Consider the following 25,675-nt stretch of genomic DNA (forward strand, 5'->3'; position numbering starts at 1 on the left):
GGGCGTGGGCGGCGGCTGAGCGGCCACAAGCGCACGGGTTCGACTCCAGTGATCAAGAAACGACACAGAAACGCGCCGAATCTTGCCTGGCGTGAACATCTTGTGGACTCGCCTGGACGTTTCCTTGTTCAGACCTTGACTTACTCTTGCTGAACCTGACCGGTTTGCTGCCCGGCATCCCTTTGGCACTTGTGAACGTCTTGACCGGACCGTCATCGGACCCGTATCACTTCGTCATGCGACGGTGACGTGCGTGACGTCACGTCATATGCACCGCGTGGCCGCGACGTGACGTTTGCTCAGGCGATGTGCTCGTCCGAGGGACCGTCAACCGGTGCACTGCTCCAGCATGGTGTGCTTGTCGGGCGCCGTCACCGGAAGGCCGTACTTGAGCGACACCTGCGCGAAGCGCACGGCGTAGGAGCAGCGGATCCTCGTGTTCGGCGGGAGCCAGGCCGCCGGCCCCGAGTCGCTCTTGCGGCCGTTGGACGGCCCGTCCACCGGGATCAGGTTGAGCGGGTCGTTGGCGATGTCCTCGCGCTTGCCCTTCGCCCAGTGCGCGGCGCCCATCTGCCAGTCGTACGACAGCGGCATGACGTGGTCGATCTGGACCGTCGTGGCATGCGCCTTGGTCCACTCGATCATCCGCCCCGTGTACGGGTCCTGAAGGGTCATCGAGGTGACGACGCAGTCCGAGCCCTTCCGGAAGCGGAGGTGCTCCCCGTCGCGCTTGAGGAGGTCGTTGCGCGAGTCGCACCCGTTGTGCGCGTAGGGGACCGCGCCCGGCACCGAGTCCGTCCAGGCGTAGCCGAACTCGACGCGCGCGTAACCGGTCTTCGGCCCGCGCCCCTTCGTCTCCACCTTCCCGATCAGCGCCCGCGCCTTCGCCCGGTCCGCCGCGGAGGTGATCGCCGCGAGACCGGGCTTCGTCCCGTCGGGGTTGTCGAGCGGGCTGACGGCGCGGCCGTCGCCCGCGGTCGGCACGTCGGAGCCGGACGGTCCGCCGGCCGCGGGCGGGGCGATGTCCTTGCAGCCGGTTAGCAGCAGGCCGGCGGCCAGGAGCGCGGCGGAGGACCGCACCGCCCTCCGGGCGCGACCGCCGCTCCCGTGCCGCTCCGTACGTATGGCCTGCACGACCGCCCCGCCCCCTCGACGCGTCACGCGCCCTCCCCTTGCCGTGTCGGTCCCGCCCCTGCGCGGGCGGTCGTTGTGCGGCTTCCCACCCGGGCGCCGATGATGCCTGCACCGTACGGGCGCACGGAGGCGCTCCGCACGGGGGAACCGAGGCGCACGGCGCCCGCCGGTGCGGGCGCCGTGCGCGGGGGTCATCCGGGGGGCGCCGTCACGACCCCAGGATTGATGCCAGGAACTCCCCCACCCAGGCGAGCAGTTCACGGCCCACCAGCGGCCGGCCGCCGACCTTCGCGGTCTTCGGGCGCGGCACGAGCACCTGGTGCACGGACGGCTTGATCACCGTGCCCGGGTGGAGCCGCTTGAGCCGCAGCTCCTGGGACTCGCGCAACTCCACCGGGGCGAAGCGGATGTTGGTGCCCTGGAGCACGATCTCGCCGACGCCGCAGGACCGGGCGAGCATGCGCAGCCCGGCGACCAGCAGCAGGTTCTCCACCGGCTCGGGCAACGCGCCGTAGCGGTCGGTCAGTTCCTCGCGGACCGCGGCGATGTCCTCCTCGGAGTTCGCCGACGCGATCGCCCGGTATGCCTGGAGGCGCAGCCGCTCACCGGGCGCGTAGTCGTGCGGGACGTGTGCGTCGACGGGCAGCTCGATCTTGACCTCGAGGGGGGCCTCCTCCTCGACCCCGCCGGCCTCCAGCTGCCGCCGGTAGTCGGCGACCGCCTCGCCCACCATCCGTACGTACAGGTCGAAGCCGACGCCGGCGATGTGCCCGGACTGCTCGCCGCCGAGCAGGTTGCCCGCGCCGCGGATCTCCAGGTCCTTCATCGCCACGTACATGCCCGCGCCCATCTCGGTGTGCTGGGCGATGGTCGCCAGCCGCTCGTGCGCGGTCTCCGTCAGCGGCTTCTCCGGCGGGTAGAGGAAGTACGCGTAGCCGCGCTCGCGGCCGCGGCCCACCCGGCCGCGCAGCTGGTGCAGCTGGGACAGGCCGAAGTTGTCGCCGCGCTCCACGATCAGGGTGTTGGCGTTGGAGATGTCGATGCCCGACTCGACGATCGTGGTGGACACCAGCACGTCGAACTTCTTCTCCCAGAAGTCGACGACGACCTGTTCCAGGGCCTGCTCCGACATCTGGCCGTGCGCGGTCGCGATCCGCGCCTCCGGCACGATCTCGCGCAGCCGCGCGGCCGCCCGGTCGATCGACTCCACCCGGTTGTGGATGTAGAAGACCTGGCCCTCGCGCAGCAGTTCGCGCCGGATCGCCGCACCGATCTGCTTCTCCTCGTACGGCCCGACGAAGGTCAGCACCGGGTGCCGCTCCTCCGGCGGCGTGGTGATGGTGGACATCTCGCGGATGCCGGTGACCGCCATCTCCAGGGTGCGCGGGATCGGCGTCGCCGACATGGTCAGCACGTCGACGTTGGCCCGGAGCTTCTTCAGCTGCTCCTTGTGCTCGACGCCGAAGCGCTGCTCCTCGTCGACGATGACCAGGCCGAGGTCCTTGAACTTCGTCTCCGAGGAGAACAGCCGGTGGGTGCCGATGACGACGTCCACCGAGCCCTCCCCGAGCCCCTCCAGGACCGCCTTCGCCTCGGTGTCGCTCTGGAAGCGGGACAGCGCCCGCACCTTGACCGGGAACTGCGCGTACCGCTCGCTGAACGTCCCGAAGTGCTGCTGCACCAGCAGCGTGGTCGGCACCAGCACCGCGACCTGCTTGCCGTCCTGGACGGCCTTGAAAGCGGCGCGGACCGCGATCTCCGTCTTGCCGTACCCGACGTCGCCGCAGATCAGGCGGTCCATGGGGACCGTCTTCTCCATGTCGTCCTTGACCTCGGCGATCGTGGTGAGCTGGTCGGGCGTCTCGGCGTACGGGAAGGCGTCCTCCAGCTCGCGCTGCCAGGGCGTGTCCGCGCCGAAGGCGTGCCCGGGGGCGGCCATCCGCGCCGAGTACAGCCGGATCAGGTCCGCGGCGATCTCCTTGACCGCCTTCTTCGCGCGGGCCTTCGTCTTCGTCCAGTCCGCGCCGCCGAGCCGGTGCAGGGTGGGAGCCTCGCCGCCGACGTACTTGGTGATCTGCTCCAGCTGGTCGGTGGGGATGTAGAGGCGGTCGCCGGGCTGGCCGCGCTTGGCGGGGGCGTACTCCACCACCAGGTACTCGCGGGTGGCGCCCTGCACGGTGCGCTGGACCATCTCGATGTAGCGGCCCACGCCGTGCTGCTCGTGGACGATGTGGTCGCCCGCCTCCAGCGTCAGCGGGTCGACGGTCTTGCGGCGGCGGGCGGGCATGCGGGCGCCGTCCCGGCCGGACGCCTTCTGCCCGGACAGGTCGGTCTCGGTGAGCACCGCCAGCCCGAGCCCGGGGTCGACGAAGCCGTGGTCGATGCAGCCGCACGCCACGTGCACGACGGACGGGGAGAGCGTGCCGAGGTCGGCGTCCAGCCGGGCGGGGACGCCCTCGGAGCCGAGCACCTCGACGGTGCGGGACGCGGGTCCGTGGCCCTCGGTGACGAAGACCGCGCGCCAGCCGTCGGCGAGCCAGCCCTTGGTGTCGGCGAGCGCCCGGGCGGTGTCGCCGCGGTAGGTCTCGGGGGCGCGCATGCCCAGCTTGAGGGTGTCGGTGTCCTCGACGGCGTCGTCCGCGGCGAACGGCGACACCGACCACCACGGCATCTCCAGCTCGCGGGCGCGCTCCCGGACGTCGGCGATGGACCACAGGGACGCGGCGCCGACGTCGATGGGGGCCTCGCCGCCGCCGGCCGTGGCCGCCCAGGAGGCCTGCAGGAACTCCCGCGAGGTGGCCACCAGGTCCGCGGCCCGGGTGCGCACCCGCTCCGGGTCGCACACCACGGCCATGGCGCCCTTGGGCAGGACGTCGATCAGCAGTTCCATGTCGTCGACGAGGACCGGGGCCAGCGACTCCATGCCCTCGACGGCGATGCCCTCGGCGATCCGGCCGAGCAGCTCCCCCAGCTCGGGGTGGCGCTCGGCGAGGGCGGCGGCCCGGCCGCGGACGTCGTCGGTGAGGAGCAGCTCGCGGCAGGGCGGTGCCCACAGGCCGTGCTCGGCGACCTCCAGGGAGCGCTGGTCGGCGACCTTGAAGTAGCGGATCTCCTCGACGTCGTCGCCCCAGAACTCCACTCGAAGGGGGTGTTCCTCGGTGGGCGGGAAGACGTCGAGGATGCCGCCGCGGACGGCGAACTCGCCGCGCTTCTCCACCAGCTCCACCCGGGAGTACGCGGCCGCGGCGAGCGCCTCGACGACATCGGCCAGGTCGGCGGTGCCGCCGGCTCTCAGGGCCACCGGCTCCAGGTCGCCGAGGCCCTTGACCTGCGGCTGGAGCACCGAGCGCACGGGGGCGACGACGACGGAGACCGGGCCGGTCTCGGGGTCGTCGGGGCGGGGGTGGGCCAGGCGCCGCAGCACGGCGAGGCGGCGGCCGACGGTGTCGCTGCGCGGGCTGAGCCGCTCGTGCGGCAGCGTCTCCCACGCCGGGTACTCCACCACGCCCTCGGGGGGCAGCAGCGAGCGCAGGGCCGCGGCCAGGTCCTCGGCCTCGCGGCCGGTGGCCGTCACGGCGAGGACGGGGCGGCCGGCCTCGCGGGCCAGCGCGGCGAGGGTGAAGGCGCGGGCCGCGGGCGGCCCGACCAGGTCGACGTGCATGCGGTTGCCGTCCGCGGCCGCGGTGATCGCTTCCGCTAGGGCGGGGTCCTTGACGACGGCGTCGAGCAGACCGTGCAGGCTCATGGAGGGCTTTTTCCGTCCGGGGTGGGGGCGAGGGTCGGGGCAGGTGCGGGGGGGTGGCGGGTCGGCAACACGAAGAGCCCGACGCGCGCCGCGGGCCGGGGGTCCTTCCAGCCTACGACGCCGGACGGGCGGCCGTCGGGGCTGTGGACGACGTCCGGCCGCCCGCGGACCGCGCGGGCGCACGAAGGCCCGGGGCCCGGGACGTCGTCGGACGTCCCGGGCCCCGGGCCGGCCCCCCGCAACCCCCGTGTGCGGTGGTCCGGTGCCCGCGCGGCGGGCGCGGCTACTCGGTGGCGATCGCGGCGAGGACGTTCATCCGGCCCGCCCGGAACGCCGGGATCAGGGCGGCGAACAGGCCCACGAACGCCGAACCGATGAACACGCCGATGATCGTCGGCCAGGGGATCTCCAGCACCTTCAGGCCCTCCAGGGCGAGCAGCCGCTGCGCGGTCGCGCCCCAGCCCATGCCCAGGCCGAGGCCGAGCAGGGCACCGAAGAGCGCGATGACCACCGACTCCAGGCGGATCATCCGGCGCAGCTGGCGGCGGGACAGGCCGATCGCCCGCAGCAGCCCGATCTCCCGGGTCCGCTCCACCACCGACAGGGCGAGGGTGTTCACCACGCCGAGGACGGCGACGACGATCGCCAGGGCGAGCAGGCCGTAGACCATGTTCAGCAGCTGGCCGACCTGGTCCTTCAGTTCCTTCTTGTAGTCGGTCTGGTCGCGGACCTGGTACTGCGGGTACTTCCTCAGCGACGCCTTGAGCGCCGTGTACGCCTGCTTCGCCCGGCCGTTCCCGGCCTTGGCGAGCACCATCATGTCCGGCGGGATCCGGTCCTTCGGGACGTATTTCTGGAGGGTCCCCATGCCGATGTAGCGCACGCCCTTGTCGAGGCTGGTGTCGTCGCTGGTGACGGCGGCGACCCTCAGCTTCGCGGTGCGGCCCCCGGCGAAGGCGACGGAGACGGTGTCGCCGACGTGCACGCCGTGCTTGCGGGCGTAGTCGGAGCCCACCGACATCGCGTCGTCGCCGTAGGCGGCCCGCAGGCTGCCCGCGGTGGTGGTGCGGCGCACGTCGTCGACGTAGGTCGCGTCGGTGGCGCGGACACCGGAGGTGTCGGCCTTGCCGTCGGGCGACGTCAGCGTGGCGTCGACCACCTTGTACCGGGTGACGTGGGCGAGGCCGGGCGTGTGCTGCACGGCCTGCACGGCCTGCGGCACGATGGGCTGCTGCGCGCCCTGGACGATGAAGTCCGCGCCGACGGAGCGGTCCAGCTCGTCCGTGGCGGAGGCGACCATCGAGGAGCCGACGACGGACAGGCACGCCACCAGGGCGAGGCCGATCATCAGGGCGGCGCCGGTGGCTCCGGTGCGGCGCGGGTTGCGCAGGGCGTTGCGCTCGGCCATGCGGCCGACCGGACCGAAGACCCGCAGCAGCACCGCGCTGATCACGCGGACCACGCCGCCCGCGAGCAGCGGGCCGACGGCCACGAAGCCGATCAGGGTCAGGACCACGCCGAGACCGAGGACGGCCGAGCCCTCGCTCGCCTTCTTCGCGCCCGCCGCCGCGAACAGCGCCGCGGTCCCCGCGCCGGTGAGGACGAGGCCGATCACCGCGCGGACCTTGCCGGCCCGGCCGTCGGCGGGCGTCCCGGCGTCGCGCAGCGCGGCCATCGGGGAGACCTTGCCGGCGCGGCGTGCGGGCAGGTAGGCGGCGAGCACGGTGACCACGACGCCGAGGAGCACCCCGGCCACCGGGGTGGTCGCCTTCACGGTCAGGTCGCGGGTGGACAGCTCCATGCCCAGCGACGACATCAGCTTCATCAGGCCGACGGCGATGCCGACACCCGCGCCGACGCCGAGGGCCGAGCCGATGACGCCGAGCAGCAGGGCCTCCACCAGCACCGACCGGTTGACCTGCCGCCGCGAGGAGCCGATGGCCCGCATCAGGCCGATCTCCCGGGTGCGCTGGGCGACCAGCATGGAGAAGGTGTTGATGATCAGGAAGATGCCGACCAGGAACGCGACCCCGGCGAAGCCGAGCATGGCGTACCGGATGACGTTCATGAACTGGCCGACGCTCTTGCGGTTCTCGTCGGCGTTCTCCTTGGCCGTCTGGATCTTGTAGGACCCGGAGCCGGTGAGGGCGCGCGTCACGTCCCGCTTCAGCCGGGCGTCGGAGACGCCGGCGGCGGCGGTGACGTCGAGCTGGGTGAACCGGCCCGTGTTGCCCAGCAGTTCGCGCTGGGCGGTGGGGGTGTCGAACCAGACGATGGCCGCACCGGGGTTGGTCACCTTGAAGGTGGCGATGCCGCTGATCCGCGCGGTCAGGTCGCCGGTCTGCGCGATGGTGCGCAGTTCGTCGCCCAGCGCGAGGTGGTGCTTGTGCGCGGTGTCGGCGTCGACCATCACCTCGGCGGGCCCGTGCGGGGCGTGCCCGGAGGTGATCTCCATGGACTTCAGCTCGTTGCCGGTCCAGTTGCCGGCGATGGTCGGGGCGCCGGTGGAGGAGCCCATGGCGCGGTTGTCGCGGTCGACGACCGTGACGCTGACCGAACTGACGCCGCCCTGGACCGACTTGACGCCCGTGGTGGCACGGACCCGGGTCAGCGCGGACGCCGGCATCGAGTCGGGTATGCCCCGGCCGGGCGTCCCGTCGGCCTTCGCCGCCTTCGGGGAGACGGTCACGTCGGCCGCGGTCACCGCGAACAGCTTGTCGAAGGTGGTGTTCATGGTGTCGGTGAACACCAGCGTGCCGCAGACGAACGCCACCGACAGCAGCACGGCGACGGCGGAGAGCGCCATCCGCCCCTTGTGGGCGAAGAAGTTGCGCAGGGAGGTCCTCAGGACGGTCATGACGTGCGTCCCCGGGCGTCGAAGTCCTTCATGCGGTCCAGGACCTGCTCGGCCGTCGGCTGCTGCATCTCGTCGACGATCCGGCCGTCGGCGAGGTACAGCACGCGGTCGGCGTGGGAGGCGGCGACCGGGTCGTGGGTGACCATCACGATGGTCTGCCCGAGCTCGTCCACGGAGCGGCGCAGGAAGCCCAGCACCTCGGCGCCGGCGCGGGAGTCGAGGTTGCCGGTCGGCTCGTCGCCGAAGATGATCTCGGGACGGGCGGCGAGCGCGCGGGCCACGGCCACGCGCTGCTGCTGGCCGCCGGAGAGCTGGCCGGGCCGGTGCTTGAGGCGGTCGGCGAGGCCGACGGTCTCCACCACCCGGTCCAGCCACTCCCGGTCCGGCCTGCGCCCGGCGATGTCCATGGGCAGGGTGACGTTCTCGAGCGCGGTGAGCGTCGGCAGCAGGTTGAACGCCTGGAAGATGAAGCCGATCCGGTCCCGGCGCAGCTGCGTGAGCTTCTTGTCCTTCAGGCCGGTGATCTCGGTCTCGGCGAGGTGGATCTGCCCGCTCGTGACGGTGTCGAGTCCGGCCAGGCAGTGCATCAGGGTGGACTTGCCGGACCCCGAGGGGCCCATGATCGCGGTGAAGCGGCCGCGGGCGATGTCCACGTCGACGTGGTCGAGGGCGACGACCCGGGTCTCCCCGTCGCCGTACGCCTTGACGACCTGCCGTGCCCGCGCGGCAACGGCCGTCGGCCCTCCAGTACCCCCGTGCCTGGGAATGGTCACAGCCGATGTCACGGTATGTCTCCTTGGTCGTTCGGCGGTGGATCCGTGCGGCGGCCGCGGCAAGCGGCGCGCGGTCGCCGTACGGTGGAGCGCGCCGCCCCCCAGCGGCGTAAAGCCAGGCTAAGGACGACCCCGGGGTGTTCTCGTCCTCCGCCGGGACGAACCCTCCCCGACCCCGAGTACGGAGCCACCCCTAGGGGCTCTCCACCGTGGGGTGGAGGCTTCTCGGGGTCGTCTCCACCCTTCGGCGCCACGAGCCTGGTCCCTCACGCCGCGTCAGGATCAAGGGCAGGCCCGTCCGCGCACCGTGCGGAAGCCACGCCGTCCGCGCATACCGACCGGCCAGTCCGGGGAAAACGCCGCGCGTCCGCGGTGGGCCGAGTAGCGTGCGTGCACCGCTCGCCCACTCCCTGCTGGGCCCGTCGCCGACACGGCCGCCCGTCCCGCGATCCGGGGGACGCCGGGTCGCCGCCGTGCCCAAGTCCGCCGCACCGGACCCGAGCCGCGCAAGGAGCACCGGGATGTCCTACGACTCGTCCCCACCCCACCCGTACCGCCCGCACGACACGTCACCGTCGTACTCGGCGTACCCCTGGCAGCCCGCACCGCCCGAAGGCGACCCGGACCGGAAGCGGTTGCCGCGCCGGGCCGCGCTCGGCCACCACAGCGACCTGCGGATCCTGCGCGGCGCCTACCGCCGGCAGCGGCGCGTGGCGACGCTCACCGCGCTCGGGTACTTCACGCTGTTCCTCGTGCTGTCGGCGTTCGCGCCGTCCTTCATGACCCGCCCCGGCGCCGGCGGACTGCCCACGGGGCTGCTGCTCGCCCTGGCCCAACTGCCCGTCACCTGGCTGGCGATAGGGCTCTACGAGCACACCGCGCGCCGGTACGTCGACCCCATCGCCGACCGGATCCGCCGGCAGGCGGAGCTCGACGCGAAGCGGGAGGCGGCACGGTGACGACGCAGTTCAGCGGGTCGGCGCAGTCGATGTCCCTGGTGGCCTTCACCTCCGTCGCCACGATCACGCTGCTGCTGTGCGTGATGACGGGCCCGGACCGCGACGACCTCGACGAGTTCTACACCGGCTACGGCTCCCTGTCCCCGATGCGCAACGGGCTGGCCATCGCCGGCGACTACATCTCCGCGGCCTCCGTGCTGGGCACCGGCGGGGTGATCGCCCTGTGCGGCTACGACGGGATCGTGCTGGCGCTGAGTACGGCGCTGTCGCTGATGCTGATGATGTTCCTGCTGGCCGAACCGCTGCACAACGCGGGCCGGTTCACCATGGGCGACGCCCTCGCACGGCGGCTGCCGGGCCGCTCGGTGCGGATCGCGGCGTGCGTGACGACCATCACCGCGCTGGTGCCCCTGATGCTGGTGCAGCTGGCGGGCACCGGGCAGCTGCTGGCGTTCATCCTCGGCTTCTCCGGCGACTCGCTGAAGACCGGCTGCGTGATCGGCCTGGGCGTGCTGATGATCAGCTACGCGGCCATCGGCGGGATGAAGGGCACCGCCCTGATCCAGATCCTCAAGATCGTGATGCTGCTCGGGTCGGGCGCGGTGGTCGCCGCGCTGATCCTGCGCCGCTTCGACTGGGACCCGGGCGCACTGTTCCACGCGGCGGCCGGACGCAGCGGCGTCGGCGACGCCTTCCTGCACTCGGGTCTGGAGTTCGCCGGCGGGCCCTCCCCCCGCCTGGACATGATCACCTCGGAGCTGACGGTGGTCCTGGGCGGCGCGTGCCTGCCCCACATCACCATGCGCATGTACACCGCGTCGGGAGCCCGGCAGGTACGCCGGTCCATGTCGTGGGCGGTGTCCAGCGTGGCACTGTTCGTGCTGGTCGTCACCGTCGTCGGGTTCGGCGCCACCGCGCTGATCGGGCGCGGGGTGATCGCGCAGGCCGACCCGCAGGGCAACACGGCGTACCTGCTGGGCTCCCGGGCGGCGTTCGGCGCGGACGTGTCGTCGGCGGAGAGCTTCCTCTTCACCACCGTCACCACCGCGATCTTCCTGACGCTGCTCGCGTCGGTCGCCGGGATGATCCTGGCCTGCGCCAACTCCCTGGCGCACGACGTGTTCGCGGCCCGGGTGCAGGAGATGTCCGCGCGCCGGGAGATGGCACTGGCCCGGGTGTCGGCGCTGGCGGTGGGTCTGCCGACGATCCTGCTGGCCACACTGGTCCAGCACCGCAGCCTGCAGCCGCTGGTGACGCTGAGCTTCTGCCTCGGCGCCTCCGCCATCGCCCCGGCCCTGGTGTACAGCCTCTTCTGGCGCCGCTACACCCGCACCGGGCTGCTGTGCACCCTGCTCGGCGGCACGCTGTCGGTGCTGCTGATGATGCCGGGCACCAACCTGGTCTCCGGGTCCCCGGTCGCGGCCTTCCCCGACGCCCACTTCAACTTCTTCCCCTTCACCACCACGGGACTGGTCACCATCCCGCTCGGCTTCCTCCTCGGCTGGCTCGGCACCGTGGCCTCCGGCCGCCGCACGGCGGAGGAACAGCGCCGCCAGTACGAGGCGGTGGAGGGCTGGATCCTCGCGGGAGCGGTCCGCAGGGGGCGCTGACCCGCTCGGGGACACGGACCGTACGGGCCGGGGCGGGCCACGGAGGGCGGGGCGGGCCTCGGAAAAGGGGCGCGCGGGGCGGGCCGGCGCGACCGGGGAGCGGAAGGCGCCTCGTGCGGGCCGGGCCGGGGCGCCGTCCCGGCCCGTCGCCGGGCACCCCGCCCCGCTCGCCCCGCCCCGCTCACTCCGCCCAGGCACGCCCCTTCAGGGCCGCGATGCTGTCCTGCACGGTGTCCATGTGCGCGCGCACGTCGTCCCACCGCTCACCGTGCTCCCGCAGCAGCCGCTCCGTCTCCCGGGCGATGCCGTCGGCCCGCTGCCGGGCCCCGGCCAGCACGTCGGAGGCCCGGACCCGGGCCTCCTGCGGCAGGAGCCGGGACTGCTCCAGCGCCTGCGCGTGCTCCCGTTCCGCCGCGGCCAGGGACTCCTCGGCGGCCGCCAGGCGCGCGGCCCGCTCCGCCTCCCACGCCTCCTGGCGCTCCATCTCCGCGCGCTCCGCCGCGGCCAGCCGCACGGTGTGCTCACGGGCCTGCTCGGTGAGCGTCCCGTCGGTGCGCAGCCGTACCTCGCGCAGCGCGGCCAGCGCCTCGCCGCGGCCCTCCTTGACCTCGCGCCGGACCCCGACGCGGATCGTGTCGGCCTCGGTCTGCGCCGCCAGCAGCAACTGCCGGACCCGCTCGTCCGCCTCCGCCCGTACGGCGTCGGCGTGCACCCGCGCGGCGTCCCGCACCCGGTCCGCCTCCGCCCGCGCCGCCTCCACCTGCCGGCCCGACTCCTCACGGGCCCGCTCCGTCACCGCCCGCGCCTCCTCCTGCCCCAGCTCGTGGAGCCGGCGGGCGCCCTCGCCGAGCGAGGCGTAGGTCTGCGGGCCGAGGCGGGCGAGCGTCTGCCGCAGGGCGTCGAGGTCCGCCGCCATGTGCTTGGCGAGGACGGTCAGACGCGCGGCACGCTCCCACGCGGCGTCGCGGTCCTCGGACAGGGCGTCCACATAGGCGTCCACCTGCCCGGGCCGGTAGCCGCGGCCCCGTCCGGCCACGAACCCGTGGCATGACTCCGGTGCGCCGCCCATCTCACAGCCCCTTCCGCCGAACCGCCGCCTCCGCCGAACGGACGCCATGGGATGACGTCGCGCATATCTTCAGCTATGGGACGTAAATGTTCATAACGCGACACTCCGGGCCACGTCGGGGACGGGCACGCAGACGAGAGGGCCGGGGCGGGGGCGATGTCCGGGCGCGTTAATACCACGGGGCCCCGGCCCTCTCTCCGTCCACGCGTGGGCGGCGGACGCCACCGCCCGGCGGGCCCACGGCCCCCGGGCGTCACGGGCTCAGAGCAGCCCGTCCCACATCTGCTCCAGCAGCACCGACCACCAGCTCTCCGGCGATCCGAGGGCCGCCGGGTCCAGCGCGGCGAGCTGCGCCTGGAAGTCGACGGTCCAGCGGCCCGCCTGCTCCTGGTTCAGCCCGTACCGCAGCCGCCACATCCGCCCGAGCAGCGCGAGGCAGCGGGCGAACTCCGGCAGTCCGGTGTTCACGAACTGCGGCGGCACGGACGTCCCGCCCGGACCCGCCTCCACCGGCACGGCCACGATGTTCGCCGTCCCGTACTGGACGCAGAGCGCCTTGCCGAAGTCGCTGCCCATCACCAGGTACGAGCCGGCGTCCGGCGCCGGCTGCACCCCGCGCTCGGCCGCCAGCTCCGCCAGCGTCGGCACCGGGCGGCCCGGCTGGGCCTGCGCCCAGAAGAAGGGGCCCATGTCGGCGGGCAGGCCGGCCACCACCAGGGTGTGCGCCACGACCGGCGGCACGCCCTGCCGGGACACCGCCGCCTGCTCGAAGCGGAACACCCCCGGACCGAACGCGGCACCGAGCTCCTGCGCGATGCCCTCCGGCGGGATCGGCGGCACCGGCTGCACCGGCTGCAGCGGTGCCCGCACCGGGCCCGGACGCGCCGGACCGTCGGCCACCTGGTGCAACTCGCCCTGGTGCGCGAGCAGTTCCTGCATGCCCTGCTGCCGGCTGGCGTGGTCGGTGCCGTACGGCGCGATCGACGCGATGCGCGCCTGCGGCCACTGCTCGCGGATCATCCGCGCGCAGTAGGCACCGGGCAGCTCGCACGACTCCAGCTCCGTGTGCAGCTCCAGCACCTGGTCCGGCGGCACGTTCATGGCACGCAGCTCGTGGAAGATCTGCCACTCCGGGTGCGGGGTGCCCGGCGCCGAGCGGCGGATCAGCTGCTGCTCCGAGCCGTCCTGGGCGCGGTAGCGCAGCACCGCCTGGTAGCCGGGGCCGACCGTCGGCGCCGCCGGCGGCGGGTAGCCGTACGCGGGAGGCTGACCCGGCAACGGCTGCCCGGGCACGGGCGGCAGGCCCGGCACGGGAGCCTGGCCGGGGAAGGGCGGCTGGCCCTGCATCGGCGCGCCGGGCGGGGGCATCGCGCCGGGCGGCATCGGCTGCGGCGGGCCCGGGGGCATGCCGGGGGCGCCGGGCGGCGCGGGGGGCTGCGGCGCGCCGCCCGTCCGGCCCGGATCCGCCAGCATCGTCGCCGCATGGTGCACCCCGCCCGCAGGCGTACCCGGCCCACCCGGCGCCGGCGGCTGCGGAGCACCCGGGGCGACCGGCGGCGGAGGCGGCGGACCGGCGGGGGCACCCGGAGCTCCGGGCGGCCCAGGCGGCCCGGGAGGCTGCGGCGCACCGCCCATCCGGCCCGGATCCGCCAGCATCGTCGCCGCATGGTGCACCCCGCCCGCAGGCGTACCCGGCCCACCCGGCGCCGGCGGCTGCGGGGCCGAGGGCGGCTGCGGGGCACCCGGACCGGCCGGGGCCTCCGGGCCCTCGGGACCGAGGGAGGACACGAGCTGCGTCGGCAGGTAGGACCCGCCGGAGGCACCGGGAGCGCCGGGTGCCTCCGGGGCGGGCGCGGCACCGGGGCGCGCGCCGGGGGTGCCGGGCGCACCCGGCGGCGGAGGCATGGCCGCCCCGCCGCGCCGGGGCGGGGGCGCCGCCTTGCTCGTCGCGGCGTCGGCGATGTCACCGGCGCTCGGCGGCAACGGCCGCCCGGGAGCACCCGCGACCGGCGGAGGCGGCGTGCCGGGACCCTGCACGGGACCGCCCGGCGGCGGAGGCGGAGGCGTGCCCGGACCCTGCGCCGGACCGCCCGGCGGCGGAGGCGGAGGCGTGCCGCCCTGGGACGCGCCCGGCGCGAACGGAGCACCCGGGGCGCCCGGGACGGCCTGCGCACCCGAGGTGCCCGGCTCGTCCACTGCCGGCGCGACGGTCGTCCGCGGCAGCCGGCTGCCCCCGGCGATCAGCGCCGTCTTCGCGTCCGGCGCGGCCGGCGGCGGCGTGGCGTCACCGGCCCCGCTCAGCGGCGGCGCGAACACCGTCGCGGGCAGCGGCACCGAACGGTCCTCCCCCGCATCGGCGTTGGTGTCGGTGCCCGCCCACGGCGTCGCGCCGGCGGGCGGCTCCGCCGCAGCCGGCGCGGAGGGCGCGGCGGGCGCACCAGGCCCCGGCATCCCGGCCTGCGTCTGCGGCAGCCCGGCCGCCCCGGACGCGCCCCCGGCGGAGGCACCCGCACCGGAGCCCGCGTCCACGGAAGCCCCGGCGCCGGAGGCCGACCCGGCCGCCTCGCCCCGCCGGTCCGGAATCCCCAGCTTGTCCGCCGCCTCCTGCAGCCACTCCGGCGGACTGAGCAGGAACGACGTCTGGTTGAGGTCCACCCGGGCCGGCGCCGGCGCCGGCGCGGCCGGCTCCTGCGGACGCCCGTACTCCTCCTCGTAGCGGCGGATCACCTCACCGACCGGCAGGGACGGCCACAGCGTCGCCTCCCCGCTGTCCCGGGCGATCACCAGCCGCTGCGCGCCGCCGTCCGACCGCGGCCCCTCGGCGCGGTCCTCCGCCCACACCACGAAGCCGAGCTCGAACTCCCGCACCCGCACCTCACGGTGCTGGTACGCGGGCACGTCCCCGTTGATCCACTCCTCGGCGCGCTCCTGCGCCTGCGCGAACGTCACCATCGCTGAAAACTCACTCCCCCACCGGCGGCCCGGACGGAACGGCCACCGCCCGCGCGAACCCGCCGTCCACCATCAGATTCGCCACCGTCTCCAACTCGGGCGGCGACCCGGCCAGACGGGACAGGAACACGTCGAAGTCGTCACCGCAGGGCCGCAGCAGCCGCTCCACCCGCTCCGCCTGCGACCATCCCGGGTCGACGTCCCGCACGTCGTCGTACGCGCAGAACCACACCGACCCGATCCGGTCGCCCTTCACCTTCACCGCCAGCAGGCCGCCCTGCACGAAACCCACCCCGAGGTAGTCCTTCGTGAGGTGGTCGCGCAGGCACTTGTTGACGTACACCAGGTCGTTGACCGCCGCCTCCTCCCGCACGGTGAAGAACGGCTGGTCCACCAGCAGGCCCAACTCGGCGTCCAGCGCCGTCCCCACCGGCGCGCAACCGCCCGCCGCCTTCAGGAACGACCGGTACGCGCCCGGCAGCCGGTACCCGAGGTCCTCCTCGACCCCCAGCACCTGCTGCTCCGACACCGCGACGCCCGACTTCGGCAGCCCGACGTGCGCCGGCCGCGTCTCCTGAAGAGGCCGGGTGCCGCGCTTCGCCTGGTCGACGTTCGCGGTCGCGATCCCGCCGTGGTGCCGCAGCAGCGCCTTCACCTCGACCGGGACCAGTTCGAGCCGGCGGCCGCCCGCCACGTGGTGCCACGTCCAGCCGTGCGGCGTCGCCACGTCCGGCACCGTGTCCCACAGCTCGTGCCCCGACGCCGCCAGTGCCGCGTTCGCCGACACGTAGTCCGTCAGCCGCAGCTCGTCGACGCCGAAACCCTCCGGCGGATCCGCGATCTCGGCCGCCGCCCGCGCATAGGGGGAGAAGTCCGGAAAGCCGTGCTCGTCCATCCGCACACCCCTCGGGTGGCGGGCGGCCCGGACCGGGTCCGGGAAGTGCACGACCTGCCCGGCGTAGGCCGCGTTCGGCGGCGCGGCTTGCTGCCCGAGCCGACCTGTCGTCATGGCGGTTGCCCCCTGCGGCACTCTGGTACGGCCCACGGCCACCGGCATCCTCACCGGCCGCCCGGCCCGTATCGACTACGTCTCTTTCCACACATTGACCGCAGCGATGGCGGTGCCGACAGCCTAAGCGGTACGGCCCCACCGGTCACCGGGCCTCCACTTCCGTGACCAGCCGTCACCCCGCCGTGACGGACCGGACCCGCCCGGGCGTGTCGCACCGCCCCAGCTTCCGCACCAGCCACGGGATTTGGCAGTCTGTGTCCTTCCGGGGGATGCTCGGGAGGGGAAGATGATCATGAACGCGACGCACGCCGGCCCGCAGACCAGCACGTCCGGCGACCCGAGGATCGGCTGGAGCAGCACCGAATCCCCCCGCATCCCCACACTGCTGCACCGCCGCGACGGCATACTCCCCACCGTGGCCGCCGCCCTCTCCGTCCGCGGCGCCACCCTCACCGGCACCGCCGCCCGCAGCGACCACCCCCCAACCCTGCACCCCCTCGTGCAGGACTACCTCGACACCCTCACCAGCTCCCAGCGCGACCGCTTCACCGGCCGCTGCGCCGAGACCATCCTCATCTCCCGGCACATCACCGCCGTCGACACCGCCCGCAGCAGACGCGCCGCCCGCAAACCCATCACCAGCGGCGAAGCACGCAAAGCACTCAAAGGCGCCAAACTCACCGCCCGTCACATCCGCGAGGACGGCGACCCCCTGCACGGCTCCTTCGCCGCCCCCTGCCGCGCCTGCACCGCACTCGGCGCCCACTTCGGCGTCCGCGTCATCGACCCCACGACCACCGGCGGCTGACCCCACCCGCGCCCGACACCCCGCCACCGTCCCGGACGCCCCACCGCGCCACCGCCACCACGAACAAGGGCCGATGCACACCGACCGCACCTCCACCCCCGGACGCCCGACCCCGCGCGAGCACGGCACACCCGCCCCCCGCTTCGCCCCACCCGTCGACACCGCCCTGCGCGCCGCCGGCTGGCAGCCCGGACGCTGGGACATAAAGCAGGCCGAGATCTGGGCCGACACCCTCCGCGACCACACCTCGCCCGCCGGACACCGCCACACCGTCTTCCCCGCCGCCGTCGAGGCCTGGGCCGAATTCGGCGGACTGCACATCGCCCCCACCGGCGCCGGACGCCAGATCGCCCCCGCCGCCCTCCACCTCGACCCCCTGCACGGCCTCCACCTCGCCCGCACCCTCGGCGACCTCGGCCGCGCCCTCGGCACCGGCGTCTGCCCCCTCGGCAGCGAGACCGACACGAACACCCTGCTCGCCATCGACACCGAGGGCCGCGCCTACGCCCTCGACCACACCGGCGACTGGTACCTCGGACCCGACGTCGACCAGGCCCTCACCGCCCTCGTCACCGGCACCGCACCGGACCGCCTCACCACCGGCTGACCCGCCACCCGCACCCCCACCGGCCACCCGCACACACACCGGCACCACCCACCGACCCGGCCACCGGACCCGGACCGGCACCGGCACCGGCACCGGCACCGGCACCGGCACCGGCACCCGGGCATCCACCGGCACCTACACCGCCGGAATCACCGCCGACACCCGGAAACCGCCCGCCTCCGTCGGCCCCGACACGAACACACCCCCCAACGCCGACACCCGCTCCCGCATCCCCAGCAACCCGTTCCCCCCGGACGGCAACCGCACCGACGCGGACGCAGCCCGAGGCGGCGGCTCGTTCTCCACCTGCATCGCGATCTCCGACACCCGATGCGCCAACCGCACCCGCGTCCGCGCCCCCGACGCATGCTTGTGCACGTTCGTCAGCGCCTCCTGCACCACCCGGTACGCCGTCTGCTCCACCTCCGCCGCATACGGACGCACCTCCCCCTCCACCGACAGCTGCACCACCATCCCGGCCGCCGCCGACTGCCCCACCAGCTCCTCCAACTCCGACAGGCACGGCCCCTCCGCCACCACCTGCTCCCCCGCCGCACCCCGCCACGCCGCCGCGGCCGCCGCCGCCCCCACCGCGGCCAACGGCACCGCCACCCGCTCCGGGCCCGGCTCACCGCTGCGCAGCACCCCGAGCATCTCCCGCAACTCCGTCAGCGCCTGCCGGCCCATGTCCCCGACCAGCGCCGCGTTCCGCACCGCCTTGTCCGGATCCTTCCGCGCCACCGCCTGCAACGCCGCCGCGTGCACCACCATCAGACTCACCCGGTGCGCCACCACGTCGTGCATCTCCCGCGCGATCCGGGTCCGCTCCTCACCACGCGCCCACTCGGCCCGCTCCTCCGCACGCTCCGCCAGCAGCTGCAGCTCCCGCTCCAGACTGTCCGCCCGCTCCCGCAGACTCTCCATCAACCGCCGGCGCGCCCCGACGTACAGCCCGAGCAGCAGCGGAGGAGCCGTCAGCCCCAGCGAGGTGGTGACCGCCGCGAACGGCACGAACCAGTCCCCGAGGGTCAGATCCCCCCGCGCCATGTCCTGCCGCACCCGCACGAAGGTCACGATCATCGTCCCGAACAGCGACATGCCGGCCAGCGCCGCGATCACCCGGCGCGGCAGCTCGCACGTCGCCAGCGTGTAGAGGCCGACGACCCCCATCAGGAAGCCCATCTGGGCCGGCGTGATCGCGACCGACACCAGCACGACGGCGATCGGCCACCGCCGCCGGAGCAGCAGCACGGAACCGGCCAGCAGACCGAACACCACACCCGCCGACACCGGGATCCCCGCGTCCCGGGCGAAGGGGATCCCCTCCACCCCGCACTCCAGCGCGGACACCACCGCGAGGCCCCCGTCGAGCACCGCACTGCGCCACCGCGCCCACCACCACGGCCCGGTCCGGGCCACCGCACGCTCTTCCCCCGTCCTGGTCATGCCCTCCACCCTACGGGCGCCCGGCACGGCTTTTCCGGCGAGTTTCCGCTACCGCCACACACCACACGCCGCACCCGAATACCAGCGAATCCACCCACCGTCCCTCGAACTGCTGAACCATTCCCCGTTCACCCCCGGAGCCTCACATTCCGGCCGGACGGTATGCACATGGCACATTCACACGGCACGTACGCGGACTTCGAGGGACTGCGCGAGCGGGCGGTGGCGCTGAGGCGCGAGGGATACAGCCTTCGACAGATCCGCGACGAGCTCCAGGTTCACAACAAGGCCACCCTTCAGCGCCTCGTCGAGGGCGAGCCGCCTCCGGCGTGGACCAAACGCCCGCGCGCGAAGGACGACCTGCGCACGCGGGCCCGGGAACTGCGCGGGCAGGGGTGGACGTACAACCAGATCCAGGCCGAGCTGGGCTGCTCCAAGAGCTCGGTCTCCCTGTGGGTACGGGATCTGCCGCACCCCGAGCCCCGCTACACACCCGAGGAGCGGCGAGCTCGCATGAATGAAGGACTCGCCAGGCACCGCGCGGCCGAGGACGAGGAGCGCAGGAAGACCAGGCTGGCGGCTCATCGCGAGGTCGGCGAGATGACGGATCGCGAGCTCTTTTTCGCAGGGGTCGCGCTGTACTGGGCCGAGGGGTCCAAGAGCAAGCCGTACGCCCGGCGCGAGCGAGTCGTCTTCGTCAATAGCGACCCGGACGTCATCAAGGTCTACCTGGCATGGCTCGACCTGCTCGACGTGGACCGGGAGCGTCTTCGTTTCCGTGTACTCATTCATGAGTCCGCAGACGTCGATGCAGCTCACCGCTACTGGGCAGACATCGCTGAGGTCGACCCATCGGCCTTCACCAAGCCAACCCTGAAGAGGCACAACCCGAAGACCGCCCGCAAGAACACCGGCACCGAGTACCACGGCTGTCTCGTGGTCGGAGTCACGAGAGGTGCCCACCTGTACAACCGCATCGAGGGCTGGTGGGCGGGGATCACAACCCATGCCGAAGCATGTCTCCGGTAAGGTCTGAAGCGCTGTCCCCCGTGGTGTAACCGGCAGCACACTAGATTTTGGATCTAGCAGGACAAGGTTCGAATCCTTGCGGGGGAGCCACAGCGCACGCGACCGTCGTTCGGGTCCTGACCCAGTGGGGTCGGGACCCGCTCTCATTTCCCCCCAACCTCGCCCCGCTATCCTGCGAACGTCCACCCCCACCCATTCAGAGCCGAAGGGCATTTCCGTGAGCGCCATTCGCCCGGCAGCCGTCGTCGTTCTCGCAGCGGGCGAGGGCACCCGTATGAAGTCGGCCACACCGAAGGTCCTGCACGACATCTGCGGCAGGTCCCTGGTCGGCCATGTCCTCGCCTCCGCACGTGAGTTGGAGCCGGAGCACCTCGTCGTGGTCGTGGGCCACGCGCGGGAGAAGGTGACCGCGCACCTGGCCGAGGTCGACGCCGCGGCGCGGACCGCGGTGCAGGAGAAGCAGAACGGCACCGGGCACGCGGTGCGCATGGCGCTGGAGGAGCTCGGCGGGCCGGTCGACGGCACCGTCGTGGTGGTCTGCGGCGACACCCCACTGCTGACCGGCCGGACCCTGCGGAGCCTGGCGTCCGTGCACGAGCAGGACGGCAACGCGGTGACCGTGCTGAGCGCCGAGGTCCCGGACGCGACGGGGTACGGCCGGATCGTGCGGGACGGCGCCTCGGGCGCGGTGACGGCGATCGTCGAGCACAAGGACGCGAGCGAGGAGCAGCGGGCGATCCGGGAGATCAACTCGGGTGTGTTCGCGTTCGACGGGCGGCTGCTGGCGGACGCGCTGGGGAAGGTGCGGACGGACAACAGCCAGGGCGAGGAGTACCTGACGGACGTGCTCGGGATCCTGCGGGAGGCCGGGCACCGGGTGGGTGCGTGCGTGGCGGGCGACCATCGGGAGATCGCGGGCATCAACAACCGGGTGCAGTTGGCGGATGCCCGCCGGACGCTGAACGACTGGCTGCTGACGGAGGCGATGCTGGCGGGTGTGACGGTGGTGGATCCGGCGACGACGTGGGTCGACGTGACGGTGTCGTTCGAGCAGGACGTGACGGTGCTTCCGGGTACGCAGCTGCACGGCGCGACGCATCTGGGCGAGGGGTGCACGGTGGGGCCGAACAGCCGGCTGACGGACACGCGGGTGGGCCGGGGCGCGCGGCTGGACAACACGGTGTCGGACGGTGCGGTGGTCGGTCCGGAGGCGTCGGTGGGTCCGTACGCGTATCTGCGGCCGGGTACGCGGCTGGGGCTGAGGTCGAAGGTCGGCACGTACGTGGAGACGAAGAACGCGAGGATCGGCGAGGGGACGAAGGTGCCGCACCTGTCCTACGTCGGTGACGCGACGATCGGCGACCATTCGAACATCGGTGCGGCGAGCGTGTTCGTGAACTACGACGGGCAGGACAAGCACCACACGACGGTGGGGTCGCACTGCCGTACCGGTTCGGACAACATGTTTGTGGCTCCTGTCACGATCGGGGACGGGGCGTACACCGCGGCGGGCTCGGTCATCACGCGGGACGTGCCGCCCGGTTCGCTGGCCGTGGCCCGTGGCCAGCAGCGGAATATCGAGGGTTGGGTGGCGCGGAAGCGTCCGGGGAGCGCGGCGGCGAAGGCGGCCGAGGCGGTGTCCGGGGAGCCGGGGGACGGGGCCTGACCGGCACGGGGGGCGCCGGGGACGGCGTACCGTGAGAGGTGCACACCCGCACCCCCAGCTGAGTCGGCTTCGCGCAGACCGCTGACGAGGTCCTCTCGACATCCAGCTGTGAATACCTCTGAGGAGACAGTGCTGTGACCGGGATCAAGACGACCGGCGAGAAGAAGATGATGTTCTTCTCCGGCCGCGCCCACCCCGAGCTTGCCGAGGAGATCGCCCACCAGCTGGGTATCGGAGTCGTCCCGACCAAGGCCTTCGACTTCGCGAACGGCGAGATCTATGTGCGGTACCAGGAGTCCGCGCGGGGGGCGGACTGCTTCCTGATCCAGAGCCACACGGCTCCGATCAACAAGTGGATCATGGAGCAGCTGATCATGATCGACGCGCTGAAGCGTGCGTCGGCCCGCTCCATCACCGTGATCGTGCCGTTCTACGGTTACGCGCGGCAGGACAAGAAGCACCGTGGGCGTGAACCGATCTCGGCGCGTCTGGTCGCCGATCTGATGAAGACGGCGGGCGCGGACCGGATTCTGGCCGTGGATCTGCACACGGACCAGATCCAGGGCTTCTTCGACGGTCCGGTGGACCACCTGTTCGCGCTGCCGCTGCTGGCGGACTACGTGGGCAGCAAGGTGGACCGTTCGAAGCTGACGGTGGTGTCCCCGGACGCCGGCCGGGTGCGGGTGGCGGACCGCTGGTGCGACCGGCTGGGTGCGCCGCTGGCGATCGTGCACAAGCGCCGTGACAAGGACGTGGCGAACCAGGTCACGGTGCACGAGGTCGTCGGTGACGTGGAGGGCCGCATCTGTGTGCTGGTGGACGACATGATCGACACCGGTGGCACGATCTGCGCCGCGGCGGACGCGCTGTTCGCGCACGGTGCGGAGGACGTCATCGTGACGTCGACGCACGGTGTGCTGTCGGGTCCGGCGGCGGACCGGCTGAAGAACTCGAAGGTGAGCGAGTTCGTGTTCACGAACACGCTGCCGACGCCGGGCGAGCTGGAGCTGGACAAGATCACGGTGCTGTCGATCGCGCCGACGATCGCGAGTGCGGTGCGCGAGGTGTTCGAGGACGGCTCGGTGACGAGCCTCTTCGACGAGCAGTAGGCCCTGCGGGGCCGGCTGCCCGGAGATCATTTTGGGTGTGGCCTCCTTCTCCGAGTAGACTTCTGCAGTTGCTCGGCGAGGGAGGCCGCACGCGTTCCGGCGCGTGGGGTGGTCCGTTATCGACGCGCTCTTCGTAGCAGGCCGTTCGTGGCCGGGTGACCCCGACCGTTTTCGATGTTCTCTACGAGGAGTGAGACATGTCCGAGGTGAAGATCGCCGCCGCGACGCGTTCCGAGTTCGGCAAGGGCGCTGCCCGCCGTATCCGTCGTGACGACAAGGTTCCCGGTGTGCTGTACGGGCACGGCACGGACCCGCTGCACCTGACCCTGCCGGGCCACGAGCTGCTGCTGGCGCTGCGTACGCCGAACGTCCTGATCTCGCTGGACATCGACGGCAAGACCAACGAGCTGGCGATCCCGAAGTCCGTGCAGCGCGACCCGCTGAAGGGCTTCCTGGAGCACGTCGACCTGCTGCTGGTCAAGCGCGGCGAGAAGGTCACGGTCGAGGTCCCCGTGCAGGCCGAGGGCGAGCTGGCCCCGGGCGGCAACCTGCTGGAGCACGTCCTCGTGGCGCTTCCGGTCGAGGCCGAGGCCACGCACATCCCGGAGCAGGTGACGGTGTCGGTGGAGGGTCTCGAGGCCGGTGCCTCGATCCACGCCAAGGACATCAAGCTGCCGGGCGGTGTGACGCTGGCGGTGGACGAGGACGCCGTGGTGCTGCAGGTGCTGGCCGCGCAGGCCGAGGAGCCGGCGGAGGAGGCCGAGGAGGCCGCTGCCGAGGGCGAAGAGGCTGGCGCCGAGGCCTGATCGGTCTCGTTGTCGTGATGCCGGCCGCTGCTCCCGTCGGGGGCGGCGGCCGGTGTGTCGTATCGGAGGAGATGTGGACGTGACCGCCGCCGGCTCGCCGTGGCTGATCGCGGGTCTGGGCAATCCCGGGCCGGAGTACGCCATGAACCGGCACAACGTGGGCTTCATGGTGGTGGACCTGCTGGCCGAGCGCATGGGGGGCCGGTTCAAGCGGGCTCAGAAGGCGCAGGCGCAGGTGGTGGAGGGCCGGATCGGGCCGCAGGGTCCGGGGAGCCGTCGTGTGGTCCTGGCGAAGCCGATGTCGTTCATGAACCTGTCGGGCGGCCCGGTGAACGCGTTGCGGGACTTCTACAAGGTCCCGGTGGCGAACGTCGTGGCGGTGCACGACGAGTTGGACATCGACTACGGGGTGCTGCGGCTGAAGCTGGGCGGCGGTGACAACGGGCACAACGGGCTGAAGTCGATGACGAAGGCGATGGGTGCGGACTACCACCGGGTGCGGTTCGGGATCGGCCGGCCGCCGGGCCGGATGCAGGTGGCGGACTTCGTGCTGAAGGACTTCGCGTCGGCGGAGCGCAAGGAGCTGGACTACTTCGTGGACCGGGCGGCCGACGCGGTGGAGGCGCTGGTCCTGGAGGGTCTGGAGCGGGCGCAAAGCACGTACAACTCCTGACTTGTCCCCCGGCCGGGTTGACCGGCCGCAGGGGTATGGCCAATGATCCCGGCCATGTCCGACTCCGCCGCCCGCTCCCGCCGGGCCTCGCTCGCCGCGCTCCGGTTCGGACGGGTCGCCGCGATGGGCACCGTGGCGGTGCTGATCCTGATCGCCGGGGTGTGGGCGTCGTGGGGCACCGCGCAGCACGTGATGCTGACCAAGGGCCGGGAGCGGGGCACGGTCCGGGTGACGCACTGCGGCGCGGACGCGTGCAGTGGGCCGTACTCGCCGGTGTCGCCGGGGTCCGTGGCGCGTGGCCGGGTGGTCATCGCGCAGACGGCGGTGGTGCACCGGGGCGGGACGTACGACGTGGTCGTGAAGCCGGGTTCGGACCGGGTGGTCCGCTCGGGTCCGGCCGGGATCCTGTACGCGTGGGCGCCGCTGGGCGGTGCGCTGCTGCTGGCGTCGGTCGTGGTGGCGGGCGGGCTGCGGCGGACGCGGGCGGCGTGGGTGCTGGCGGGGTCGGGGTTCGCGCTGCTGACGGCGGCGTTCGTGGCGCTTTGACCACGTGGGGGCGATCTCCACGTCTGTGCGGGTTCCGAGCGTTCCCGGTTCGTGATTGACCGATGGTCAGTGGTGATCGGAAGCTGAACCGCCCCCTCCACACCTTCCTTTCGCTTCCCGAAGAGGGACTTCTCCATGCGTACCCTGATTCGCGCCGGCGCGCTGGCCGCCGGCGTCTGCGCGGCGGTCGTGGCCGTTCCGGCCGCTCACGCCGCTCCCGCCTCGCCTCCCGGTGACAACGGCACCGTGAAGATCCATGACGCGGCGACCGGGGCCGAGGCGCGCCGCAACGAGCCGCACGTGTGCTCCTTCTACCTCGACGCCTTCGGCTTCGACGGTGGGCAGCGGGTGTCCTGGCACATCGAGGCGTGGGCTCCGACGGCCGCGGCCAAGGGCGTCGAGGTGAAGTCCGGGTCGATCGTGCTGGGCGCCGAGGGCGCCGGCCGGACGCCGGACCTGTCGCTGCCGGACGGGCACTACAAGCTGTTCTGGAACTTCGACGGCGAGAACGGTGCCGCGAAGCAGAAGGTGTTCTGGACGGACTGCGCGGCGTCGGGCGTGCCGTCGGCGTCCGTCTCGGTGGGCGCGTCCGTCTCGGTCGGCGCGTCGGTGCCGGCCGGTTCCGCCGCCTCGGCGTCGGCGTCCGCCGGTGCGGGGGCGGCCGTGTCGTCGCCGTCGCCCCAGGGCGGCGCGGGCGATCTGGCCGAGACCGGTGGCGGTGCCTCGGCGGGGGCGCTGTCGGCCGCGGCGGCCGCGCTGCTGGCGGCGGGCGGTTATCTGCTGTTCCGGCGGCGTGCGGTCCGCCGGGGCTGACGGGCCCCCGTAGGGCGAAGGCCCCCGCTCCGTGCCGGAGCGGGGGCCTTCGTGCGTCGCT

At 73.0% G+C, this 25,675-nt stretch carries 19 protein-coding genes and 1 tRNA gene; 12 read left to right on the top strand and 8 right to left on the bottom strand.

Translation table 11 applies throughout. From position 1 onward, the window contains the following. Positions 1–327 precede the first annotated feature (327 nt). From P3H78_RS24020 to P3H78_RS24035, 4 genes are all read right to left on the bottom strand, one after another. Complete coding sequence (locus P3H78_RS24020; protein WP_276111265.1) at positions 328–1,080, bottom strand: HNH endonuclease family protein; 753 nt, start codon at positions 1,078–1,080, stop codon at positions 328–330. 262 nt (positions 1,081–1,342) lie between these two features. After that, positions 1,343–4,879: a transcription-repair coupling factor gene (mfd, locus tag P3H78_RS24025; RefSeq protein WP_276111213.1), complete on the bottom strand. Its 3,537-nt coding sequence runs from the start codon at positions 4,877–4,879 to the stop codon at positions 1,343–1,345. 283 nt (positions 4,880–5,162) lie between these two features. Beyond that, complete coding sequence (locus P3H78_RS24030) at positions 5,163–7,736, bottom strand: ABC transporter permease (RefSeq protein WP_276111214.1); 2,574 nt, start codon at positions 7,734–7,736, stop codon at positions 5,163–5,165. Then, positions 7,733–8,521, bottom strand: coding sequence for an ABC transporter ATP-binding protein (locus P3H78_RS24035; protein ID WP_276111215.1), 789 nt, complete (start codon positions 8,519–8,521; stop codon positions 7,733–7,735). Before P3H78_RS24035 ends, P3H78_RS24030 begins: the two co-directional genes overlap by 4 nt. Before the next feature lie 509 nt (positions 8,522–9,030). Here P3H78_RS24035 and P3H78_RS24040 point away from each other — a divergent pair. Continuing rightward, on the top strand, positions 9,031–9,468 hold the full coding sequence (locus tag P3H78_RS24040; RefSeq protein ID WP_276111216.1) for a DUF485 domain-containing protein: 438 nt from the start codon (positions 9,031–9,033) through the stop codon (positions 9,466–9,468). 29 nt (positions 9,469–9,497) lie between these two features. Further along, on the top strand, positions 9,498–11,078 hold the full coding sequence (locus P3H78_RS24045; RefSeq protein ID WP_276111266.1) for a sodium/solute symporter: 1,581 nt from the start codon (positions 9,498–9,500) through the stop codon (positions 11,076–11,078). A 181-nt stretch (positions 11,079–11,259) separates the two neighbouring features. Here P3H78_RS24045 and P3H78_RS24050 read toward each other — a convergent pair whose 3' ends face one another. From P3H78_RS24050 to P3H78_RS24060, 3 genes are all read right to left on the bottom strand, one after another. Beyond that, positions 11,260–12,147: a coiled-coil domain-containing protein gene (locus tag P3H78_RS24050; RefSeq protein ID WP_276111217.1), complete on the bottom strand. Its 888-nt coding sequence runs from the start codon at positions 12,145–12,147 to the stop codon at positions 11,260–11,262. 261 nt (positions 12,148–12,408) lie between these two features. Beyond that, entirely contained in the window at positions 12,409–15,099 is a 2,691-nt protein-coding gene (locus P3H78_RS24055; protein WP_276111218.1) for an SUKH-4 family immunity protein, read from the bottom strand. Positions 15,100–15,109: 10 nt separating this feature from the next. Next, positions 15,110–16,108 carry an SMI1/KNR4 family protein gene (locus P3H78_RS24060; protein ID WP_276111219.1) on the bottom strand — a complete coding sequence of 333 codons (999 nt, stop codon included), beginning with the start codon at positions 16,106–16,108 and terminating at the stop codon, positions 15,110–15,112. Between the two features lie 295 nt (positions 16,109–16,403). On the opposite strand from P3H78_RS24060, the gene P3H78_RS24065 reads away from it, so the two are divergent. Further along, positions 16,404–16,919 (top strand): YwqJ-related putative deaminase, encoded by a 516-nt coding sequence (locus tag P3H78_RS24065; RefSeq protein WP_276111220.1) that lies wholly within the window; start codon positions 16,404–16,406, stop codon positions 16,917–16,919. 73 nt (positions 16,920–16,992) lie between these two features. Beyond that, positions 16,993–17,526: an SUKH-3 domain-containing protein gene (locus tag P3H78_RS24070; RefSeq protein WP_276111221.1), complete on the top strand. Its 534-nt coding sequence runs from the start codon at positions 16,993–16,995 to the stop codon at positions 17,524–17,526. Positions 17,527–17,661: 135 nt separating this feature from the next. On the opposite strand, the gene P3H78_RS24075 is transcribed toward P3H78_RS24070, so the two are convergent. Beyond that, the gene (locus tag P3H78_RS24075; protein WP_276111222.1) at positions 17,662–18,972 is read right to left on the bottom strand and encodes a sensor histidine kinase; all 1,311 of its coding nucleotides are present in this window, start codon (positions 18,970–18,972) and stop codon (positions 17,662–17,664) included. A 168-nt stretch (positions 18,973–19,140) separates the two neighbouring features. Here P3H78_RS24075 and P3H78_RS24080 point away from each other — a divergent pair, with 168 nt between their 5' ends. The 8 genes from P3H78_RS24080 (at position 19,141) to P3H78_RS24115 (ending at position 25,614) form a co-directional block, all read left to right on the top strand. Then, positions 19,141–20,001, top strand: a complete 861-nt coding sequence (locus P3H78_RS24080) for a hypothetical protein (RefSeq protein ID WP_276111223.1) — start codon at positions 19,141–19,143, stop codon at positions 19,999–20,001. 14 nt (positions 20,002–20,015) lie between these two features. After that, positions 20,016–20,091 (top strand) — tRNA-Gln (locus P3H78_RS24085). 127 nt (positions 20,092–20,218) lie between these two features. Further along, positions 20,219–21,667 carry a bifunctional UDP-N-acetylglucosamine diphosphorylase/glucosamine-1-phosphate N-acetyltransferase GlmU gene (gene glmU / locus P3H78_RS24090; protein WP_276111224.1) on the top strand — a complete coding sequence of 483 codons (1,449 nt, stop codon included), beginning with the start codon at positions 20,219–20,221 and terminating at the stop codon, positions 21,665–21,667. Positions 21,668–21,801: 134 nt separating this feature from the next. Beyond that, a complete protein-coding gene (locus P3H78_RS24095; protein ID WP_276111225.1) occupies positions 21,802–22,776 on the top strand; it encodes a ribose-phosphate diphosphokinase in 975 nt (324 codons plus the stop codon). A gap of 197 nt (positions 22,777–22,973) precedes the next feature. After that, positions 22,974–23,582, top strand: a complete 609-nt coding sequence (locus P3H78_RS24100; RefSeq protein ID WP_276111226.1) for a 50S ribosomal protein L25/general stress protein Ctc — start codon at positions 22,974–22,976, stop codon at positions 23,580–23,582. 73 nt (positions 23,583–23,655) lie between these two features. Further along, positions 23,656–24,255 (top strand): aminoacyl-tRNA hydrolase, encoded by a 600-nt coding sequence (gene pth, locus P3H78_RS24105; protein WP_276111227.1) that lies wholly within the window; start codon positions 23,656–23,658, stop codon positions 24,253–24,255. A 42-nt stretch (positions 24,256–24,297) separates the two neighbouring features. Then, positions 24,298–24,801 (top strand): hypothetical protein, encoded by a 504-nt coding sequence (locus P3H78_RS24110; protein WP_276111228.1) that lies wholly within the window; start codon positions 24,298–24,300, stop codon positions 24,799–24,801. A 135-nt stretch (positions 24,802–24,936) separates the two neighbouring features. Beyond that, positions 24,937–25,614 (top strand): LPXTG cell wall anchor domain-containing protein, encoded by a 678-nt coding sequence (locus P3H78_RS24115; RefSeq protein ID WP_276111229.1) that lies wholly within the window; start codon positions 24,937–24,939, stop codon positions 25,612–25,614. The last annotated feature ends 61 nt before the right edge of the window (positions 25,615–25,675 follow it).

It is taken from the genome of Streptomyces tropicalis, assembly GCF_029269835.1.
GTDB classification, from domain to species: Bacteria; Actinomycetota; Actinomycetes; order Streptomycetales; family Streptomycetaceae; genus Streptomyces; species Streptomyces tropicalis.